At 38.1% G+C, this 7,409-nt stretch carries 10 protein-coding genes; 4 read left to right on the top strand and 6 right to left on the bottom strand.

The window, feature by feature from the left end; genetic code table 11:
* Positions 1-17: 17 nt before the first annotated feature.
* Positions 18-392, top strand: coding sequence for a DUF2513 domain-containing protein (locus ACM03V_RS32690; RefSeq protein ID WP_414624980.1), 375 nt, complete (start codon positions 18-20; stop codon positions 390-392).
* A gap of 72 nt (positions 393-464) precedes the next feature.
* Positions 465-947, top strand: coding sequence for a hypothetical protein (locus tag ACM03V_RS32685; protein WP_414624978.1), 483 nt, complete (start codon positions 465-467; stop codon positions 945-947).
* Positions 948-1,125: 178 nt separating this feature from the next.
* Here the strand turns inward: ACM03V_RS32685 and ACM03V_RS32680 are convergent, their stop codons facing one another.
* Positions 1,126-2,154, bottom strand: coding sequence for a tyrosine-type recombinase/integrase (locus tag ACM03V_RS32680; protein ID WP_414624977.1), 1,029 nt, complete (start codon positions 2,152-2,154; stop codon positions 1,126-1,128).
* Positions 2,155-2,464: 310 nt separating this feature from the next.
* On the opposite strand from ACM03V_RS32680, the gene ACM03V_RS32675 reads away from it, so the two are divergent.
* Entirely contained in the window at positions 2,465-2,782 is a 318-nt protein-coding gene (locus ACM03V_RS32675) for a hypothetical protein (RefSeq protein WP_414624976.1), read from the top strand.
* Positions 2,779-3,162, top strand: a complete 384-nt coding sequence (locus ACM03V_RS32670; RefSeq protein ID WP_414624975.1) for an aspartyl protease — start codon at positions 2,779-2,781, stop codon at positions 3,160-3,162. The genes ACM03V_RS32675 and ACM03V_RS32670 overlap by 4 nt, the downstream gene beginning before the upstream one ends.
* 109 nt (positions 3,163-3,271) lie before the next feature.
* Here ACM03V_RS32670 and ACM03V_RS32665 read toward each other — a convergent pair whose 3' ends face one another.
* The 5 genes from ACM03V_RS32665 to ACM03V_RS32645 form a co-directional block, all read right to left on the bottom strand.
* Entirely contained in the window at positions 3,272-3,856 is a 585-nt protein-coding gene (locus tag ACM03V_RS32665; protein WP_414624974.1) for a hypothetical protein, read from the bottom strand.
* 187 nt (positions 3,857-4,043) lie between these two features.
* On the bottom strand, positions 4,044-4,151 hold the full coding sequence (locus ACM03V_RS32660) for a DUF4351 domain-containing protein (protein ID WP_414624979.1): 108 nt from the start codon (positions 4,149-4,151) through the stop codon (positions 4,044-4,046).
* A 253-nt stretch (positions 4,152-4,404) separates the two neighbouring features.
* Positions 4,405-5,001, bottom strand: a complete 597-nt coding sequence (locus tag ACM03V_RS32655) for a hypothetical protein (RefSeq protein ID WP_414624973.1) — start codon at positions 4,999-5,001, stop codon at positions 4,405-4,407.
* Between the two features lie 298 nt (positions 5,002-5,299).
* A complete protein-coding gene (locus ACM03V_RS32650; RefSeq protein ID WP_414624972.1) occupies positions 5,300-6,787 on the bottom strand; it encodes a hypothetical protein in 1,488 nt (495 codons plus the stop codon).
* Entirely contained in the window at positions 6,784-7,344 is a 561-nt protein-coding gene (locus tag ACM03V_RS32645; protein ID WP_414624971.1) for a hypothetical protein, read from the bottom strand. Before ACM03V_RS32645 ends, ACM03V_RS32650 begins: the two co-directional genes overlap by 4 nt.
* Positions 7,345-7,409 lie beyond the last annotated feature (65 nt).

Below are 7,409 nucleotides of genomic sequence, written 5' to 3'. Positions count from 1 at the left end.
TTAATTATTAATGCACCATATTTAGTGTACCTCATTTATCTGCAATTTGCTGTATCCTATTAGTTATTGAAAAAGAGACATCTGGTTTTGTATTTGAACCACCAAAACTCAACGGGTATTCTAAGGAACAAATTGTTTATCACATCTATATCATGGTTCAAGGCGGTCTTCTTGAAGCACAATCCCATCAAACCAGCGAGTCAGTAATTCCTATGGATTTTAGTTTCATTAATCTTACTTGGACAGGACATGAATTTATAGATAATGCGCGAAACGAGGGAGTATGGAAAAAGGCTAAGACTATTGTGGAAGAAAAGCTAGGAACTATAAGTGTTGGTGTGATGACTCAATTACTAAACAGTTTGCTAAAGAATCAGCTTGGTCTGCCATAGAAAGAATCGAAACTAGCTTAAAAGAAACTATCTCAACCGGAATTGAGTTTAAGTAAATAATACCTCCGCAAAATGCGAAAACCAGTCTCTCTACCATCATTTGAGTACTATTTAAGTAAACTGAGCGACAATGATGAAACTCTAGTAACTGTACTCAAAGGACATCTTGTTGTTGAAGCTTTGCTTGTTGAAATCATCCAACTTGAGTTTTCTAAAAATAATGATTTTTTATCAGAAAAACCCTGGAGATGGTCTTTTCCTCAAAAAGTGAATTGGTGTATAAAAAATGGATATTTGACTGGCAACAAAGGTGATGCTCTTAAAGATTTTAATAACGTTCGGAATGATTTTACACACATCCTTGGTTATCAGCTTACATTTGATAGAGTATTGAATCTTGCGGATAAGTTTGGAAATGATGAATTTTCGGATATTACATTATCCAAAGAATGGTATGAAATTAATGATGTCATTATTGAAATTCTGAATATAATTTTCTGTGATTTAGCTTTAGTACTTTCAGAAAAAGGTGGGGCAGATTATATGAGCCAGTAAACCAAAACAATTTCCTTTCTCGTTGGCGTAATGCTGTTAAACGTTTCATTTTGTTCCGAAGTTAGAGCGCTTTGCGTGGAATGTAGAAAACGGTCTACTCCTCCGTGGCGCGGCTTGGTGGTAGGATGATTGCCCTTAACTGTGCTTTAGAGTACAAGATATTAAGTTCGCCCTCTTATCACCTCCCCTTCCGCTTCTTCCCCACACGCTCCGCCAACTTATTCGTCAACTCCAACTGATACTGATTCTTATTATCCTCATAAACTAAAATCGTCCTGGGGTCAGCATGACGACTTAAATGCTGCACCTTGCGGTAATCCCCCTCCGCCAAATCCAGAGCATCAGTAATCCCCGAATGCCTTATCTTATGAGGAGTCATCCGCTTCTTAATCCCAGCCTTCTCGCAAGTCCTCCGCACAACAGCATATATCCCGTCCCCCGTCAACAGATGCCCGTAATTGTGGAAATCCAAAGCAATAAACAACGGGTCGTTGGGCTTTAAATTCATCCGACAACCCAACCAATCGCTAATCGCCTCCGCCACCATCGGGTTCAAATCAACCGACGTAAAATCATTCCCGTCCCCCTTACCATAAACAGTCAACGTATACTCGTGGTAATCAAAATCACCCACCTTTAACTTAGCTACCTCTCCCCGCCGCAAAACATTCGCCCAAAGCAGTAAAAACAAAGCATAATCCCGCTTCCCCTTCTCCACCGTCGTATCGAGGACATCAAAAACTTTATTGTACTCATCAACCCCCACACCCCTCGTATCCCGGTACTTCGTCACCTTCAACGACTCAATGCGATCGCTATCAAAAAAATACCGACACCGCTTCAAATTCCGCCCCACCTTAATCAAAAACTTAATCGCCGCCAAATAACGGTTAACCGTCGCAGCCTTCCTCCCCGACTCCACCAAATGATTCTTAAACTTGAGAATCAACGAATTAGCCACCTCCCCATCCAACCCCCAAAACTCTGAGACATCATTACTTGTCGGTTTCCTATTTAAAAAATATTCAAAAAACAAACGTATATTTCCCACATATCCCCGCTGCGTAGTGGAAGCCTTCTGCTGCAACTCCGCCAAAAAATCGTTACCGACCTCCAATTCCGCTGCAACATCACCTATAGAACGAATCGCACCACCTTCAGGATTAACAGAAACCTGGGAGGATGGATGAGTATTATTACTTGGCATATCTATCTACAGACGTTAATGACAATGTAGGTTTTCATTAACGCTCCTATATAATCTGACACAACACAACCGAGGTATTTACGTTTGTATTGTAGTGCTAGCGACATAAGGCTTTTTCCACCTCAACTGCTTGTTTGGTTTGAGAAAGGCGGTTGTATTTTAAAAATGTCAAAAGTTTTACATTTTTGCCTCAATAGTTATTAGTAGTAGCCGTAAAATATGATACGCCCGGATTTTGACTCCGGTACTTTGCTCTAAGGGTGAAGAAAAAGAGTAATAATTAAAGTACCTTCCTTCCCCGAAAATTGATATGACTCTTTCATCCCAAAATCGGCGTACTCGCATAAAACCGCACTCTCAGGAAGTAAGGGCTGACAAAAGCCTACGCAATGAGCAACGTGAAGCCCTTGGTATGCGCTGCCGTGCTGTTTTTGAGCGTTTGCGTCCAACTCTGATTGAAACGTATTACAATTGGCACATTGCTATTGACCCGGATACGGAGCAATATCTTATTGACCCCAGTTTGAAAGGTGTAACTCAAAAAATCCGCGATGTTTACGGTGAGACATCGGAAGTGAAGCTTACTATTTTTAGACTCAACGACATGGGAACCTGCGGCTCTATATGATTGAGGGTTCTTTTGGGGATAATGGCGAGCTGTTCTTTGAAATTCAGCTTGTGGCTTTTTCCGGTGAGGAGTTTTCTGTTGAAGCGTTATTTGATACCGGGTTTACTGATGGGTGGTTAGCAATAAATACGCAGGATTTGGAAGCTTTGCAGTGGTCGTTGCTTGCCGCACAGGTTGAAGTTATGACGGCGCGAGGAAATGCATTTTTTAATATATATGAAGGTAAAGTCGTTATAGATGGAACTGAAATTGTCGTCCCCGTACACGTTGGTGATGATATTCCCGATACTATAATGGGTTCTTTGTGGCTTGACGTTATGGAATTGGTGGCGAACAAGTCAAAAGGAATATTAACGCTTTCTATGGTGGAGAAAGATTAATTTTTATCTCTGTAATGCGTCTTTGGATGTAAAAATATATACGCATAATCCATTAATCTGGCAAGGGTTTGAACGTTCGCCTGAATCATTACTTCGGGGACGATTAAAATTATTTAACTGGATGGTACAACCCGTCTTTTTCATTAAACCGCCACATATATTTACCCCGGTCCCGGTTTTTACTCCATTCTTCAAATTCTTGTTTGTCAAGGGTTTGGTGTTTTTCTTGGAGCGTCGGAATATTGACATTAAGTCGTAACGCCAATTTTTGCTCGTCAAGCGCTTCTAATTGGGCTGGCTTCCCGCTTTGATTGTAGGGGTTGCCCGAATTTTTATATCGTCTGTAATTATTAGATGCGGCGAAATTATTATTTTGAATTGCACCCAACGCTCCTTCTAGCTTTGCTACCCGATTATTAAGCGCTTCTAATTTTTCTTCGGTGCGGGAATCTGTGGGGTTATTATCTCGCTCTTTGATGCTATTTCTTAATTGCTGCAACTCTTCTTCGAGTTTCTGCAACCGCGCTTCTGTACATGGCTCTATACCTTGTATATTTCCTAGTTCTTGAGTCAAAGCCCGAATTACTATATCTGTGGCGGTTTTACCCGGTTGTGGGGAAGCTGCTTTACGGAGCGCTGCTGCCAAGGGTTTGGGCAATCTAAAATTCATTGACTCGCGTTCTAATTGCGTCATATCTATACATTGAAATATACGGTGTATAGTTAGCTTATAACGCGGTGGCTACTGGAAAAACGCCGCTATCCGCGTGTTGTCACTGCGCTCCCTCCGCTAGACGGCGGAAGCAGTGTTGCGAGTGTTTAAAGTTTCTTTATTATTAAAAATCTCCCGAATTCGCTTCCTTAGTTGTGGAGGTATTCAACTAATTACTTTTTATTGGTTTAGCCAAGCTTCGTTGGGCAGCAACGAAATTAAAATCTAACAATGCTTCTCCTAAACTTTCCAATTGCTCAATAGATAAACCATTAATTCGGGAGATTAATGATGAATCTATTTCTCCATTGCGACGATTTTAAAAACGTATAATTACACGTTGTTCTCCTTCTTTCCTTCTTCTCTTCCTTCTTGCTTGGCTCTTTCTCGCAGAAATGTTGATAAAGTGGTTTTAATCTCATAATCCCAGAAATTTAAATAACGGGCGCGTTCTGTATAAGTTAAAAGCCGGAGTGTTTACCCCCGACCGCCAAGAATAATTTCAAAAGTGCCGGTTTATTTACGCTTACTTAAGTAAGAATCTTTCCTACCTTGTCATACACCTGCTGCCATTTTTGATACTCTTCTTTTATATGGAGTTTAGGCAATTTGTCATCGGAGAGTGTATGATTATTTTCTGTTACTAACTGTTGTTCTACTTCCTGAAAAGCATTATATAAATTTTCAACATCTGGAGACTCTTTAACTAATTTAAAAATCCAATCTTCCTCGTCTTCCAAATTATCATAAAAAGCATCTGATATCACAATTGATACCATTGATAAAGATTCGTTTTCTAGCTCAAATATATTCATTATATTTAAGCCAATAGGTAAGTCATTACCTATAATGGTTGCTCTTTTGTAATAATCGCAATAAGAAATATGATATATAAATTCAACTAAAGAGTCTAACTTCTCTGAGCGCAATAATCTTTTTGGTATCGCGTTAAATTCCATTTGATATCTTAGCTTTTTTGTTGTCTCATTCGGGAAGGGATAAAGCATCACTATAGCTAATTTCAAGCCAGTTTTTTTGAATGCTCTTATAGCTCTGTTCATTAGCCATTTTAATTCTTGACTTTTATAGTTTTTTAGCTGGCGATTTGAGCTAGAAATATTAGTCATATTATTACGTATAAAAACTGTATACTGCACAGTAAGCTGTTACTGTATTATATTGCTGCATACTGCTCCATTAAAGCTCTTGTAAGCAGCATCAATTAACTGTTGAGCAATGAGCGAAGAAGGACAATCCATTCCGCTTAAACATATATAGAAGAATATCTGCTTGTTTATCTTAACGGTCAACAGTAAATACCTTACGAAGAAATTAACATCATCGTTAACCTGATTATGATTGGTAATTAATTATTTACTAAAATAAATCATTTTTTTGTAAATTTGATATATTGCTTCACCAATTTTAGTCAAAGTTAACCTCGATACCATTAAAATGCCCAAAAATCTTATTCGCTTCCAACCAATTGGGTAATGTTCTTTCTACTTCTTCTAGTTCGTTTCCATTCTCATCAACTAAGCCATGTACAATTTGTACTCTAGATAATGGTGTTTCTCCATTGGCTGAAAACTTTTTAAGTTGAATTGTTCCCGATCTCCTGGCTTCAAATGTTCCTTCTACAGTGCTTTCATTGGTAAAATAATGATTAACACCAATGAAGTATTCTTTGGCTTTACGAGTATCTGTAAGATGCATGGAGAAGAATTTCATTGCTGCTTCTTTACAGCTATCAATTTTCTTCAGGTTAGTAAATTCATCAATAATTATTTGCTGTTTGGTAGACGGTTTTTCTTTGATTCGTTGTAACCATCTATCAGTCGCGTCTTCCAAAGATTGTCCAATTTCTTCTTCTGATTCGGCTTTTAATGTAGCATCAAGTAGTTTCCATACTTCCCAATTTTCCCCGGTAGCGTGTCTATCAATTAATTGGTAAATTGGTGCATCAAAGCAGTATTTACGAATTAATGCTATTGCACCAGCGGTATTGGTTTTACCGCTACCTTGGGAACCAATCAGCCACAGGGGTTTAGCATTTTTAATAAGGTCATATAGCCAACCGTCTTCATGGGATTTGAGGGCTTCTATCAGGGAATTAACCAGTTGTTTGTCGCTTTGTTGACTAATGTTCGGTTGAGATGATTTTTTGTGTTGTAATTTATCTATTTCTTTTTCTGCTTTATGTTTATCTAGTAGGTTGGATGCGATTTGTTTGTCCATCTCGGAATGTTTTACGGCTCTACCTTTGAGATAGTCTTCTAATTGAAGTTGGTTTTTGATAGCTTCGTTTTCATCATCTGTTAACCCTAGTTCTTTTCTTTGCTGTAAGTCTTCTTGAGTTAATCCGTCTTTTAAAACATCTGTATGTAATTGGTTAGAATGTTGTTTTATATCTCGTTTGCGTTTGTGTTGCTGCCAATTATAATAAGCCGTGCTTTTCTCTTCTTCTCCTAGTTGGTAGTCGGATTTTTTAAGCCTACCAACGCGAGAAGCTAGCGTTAGTGAAATACCCCACAATCCGAGAACAGAAGCTATATTACCGTATATTTGATAAGGATTATCTTTCTTGATAATTTTTACTAAGCTAATTGTGTTACCCATATACGGAATAATTGAGCCATAGCTATTATATTTATCCCATTCTTCTGCAAGGACATATCTTGGTTGATGGCAGTATTTATTATCCAATTGCTCTTGCGCTTTTAAGTCATAGTATTTTAGTTTTTTAGCTTTCTTTTTATCAGCTAGGATGTTCTCTTTTTTATTAGCAGATTTTGGACAAAATTGTATTTGTGCTAGTGGGTAAGGTTGGCGTGAATGGGAAAAGCAGAAGCCAGATAAACCGACTACTGCTGATATGACAATTGCTGATAGTTCAATTCTATTTTTACTCATCTCCTGCTAATAATAAACAAAGAACCAAGTACTATACCTGCTGCAATACCAATTGACAACCAAGGGTCTAACCAAGGTCTTTCTTGATAGATAGTTTGAATATCAGCGCTGATTTGATAAGCACTATCTGCGGTAACTTGTTGAAAGTATTGATAGTCTTTAATTGCTAACCAAGTACTACCAGCAGCGATTACAAAGCCACCTATTGTTTTTACTGGTTTTTCCATTCCTTCTACCTCAAAACCTTCGTTATAATTAGCTCTAAACCCAGATAAACCAACTATTGAACTGATTGAACAAATAGAAAAACATAATCCTGCTGCAAGCCATAGAGATGCACCACCATTGATTAATAAAAGTAGTCGTGCGAGAAAAAATCCGCTAGCACTTAACGACCAACTTATAAAATATTTCTGTACCAATTCCGTTGTTTGAATGACTTGCTTTCTGTGTTTTTTACGTTCTTCTAGATGTTGTATTAAGTCTTTGGGTAATTGAGTATCTGGGGTAGTTTCTGAATGTTCTTGTTCTTCTAAATCTTCAAATTGCTCAATCATATGTCAATGTATGTTGTGGGAGTTAGAAGGAACGATAATTGAAGAAGGAAGAAAGATAAAAGTTA

The organism is Calothrix sp. CCY 0018 (genome assembly GCF_963920925.1).
Classification (GTDB): domain Bacteria; phylum Cyanobacteriota; class Cyanobacteriia; order Cyanobacteriales; family Nostocaceae; genus Rivularia.
The sequence above is the reverse complement of the archived record's forward strand: the minus strand, read 5'-3'. Positions and strand labels throughout refer to the sequence as shown.

What these genes read in the sequence shown, in the direction of transcription:
- ACM03V_RS32685 (WP_414624978.1), top strand. Translation starts at nt 465, where the DNA reads ATGCGAAAACCAGTCTCTCTACCATCATTTGAGTACTATTTAAGTAAA.
- ACM03V_RS32680 (WP_414624977.1), bottom strand. Translation starts at nt 2,154, where the DNA reads ATGCCAAGTAATAATACTCATCCATCCTCCCAGGTTTCTGTTAATCCT.
- ACM03V_RS32675 (WP_414624976.1), top strand. Translation starts at nt 2,465, where the DNA reads ATGACTCTTTCATCCCAAAATCGGCGTACTCGCATAAAACCGCACTCT.
- ACM03V_RS32670 (WP_414624975.1), top strand. Translation starts at nt 2,779, where the DNA reads ATGATTGAGGGTTCTTTTGGGGATAATGGCGAGCTGTTCTTTGAAATT.
- ACM03V_RS32665 (WP_414624974.1), bottom strand. Translation starts at nt 3,856, where the DNA reads ATGACGCAATTAGAACGCGAGTCAATGAATTTTAGATTGCCCAAACCC.
- ACM03V_RS32655 (WP_414624973.1), bottom strand. Translation starts at nt 5,001, where the DNA reads ATGACTAATATTTCTAGCTCAAATCGCCAGCTAAAAAACTATAAAAGT.
- ACM03V_RS32650 (WP_414624972.1), bottom strand. Translation starts at nt 6,787, where the DNA reads ATGAGTAAAAATAGAATTGAACTATCAGCAATTGTCATATCAGCAGTA.
- ACM03V_RS32645 (WP_414624971.1), bottom strand. Translation starts at nt 7,344, where the DNA reads ATGATTGAGCAATTTGAAGATTTAGAAGAACAAGAACATTCAGAAACT.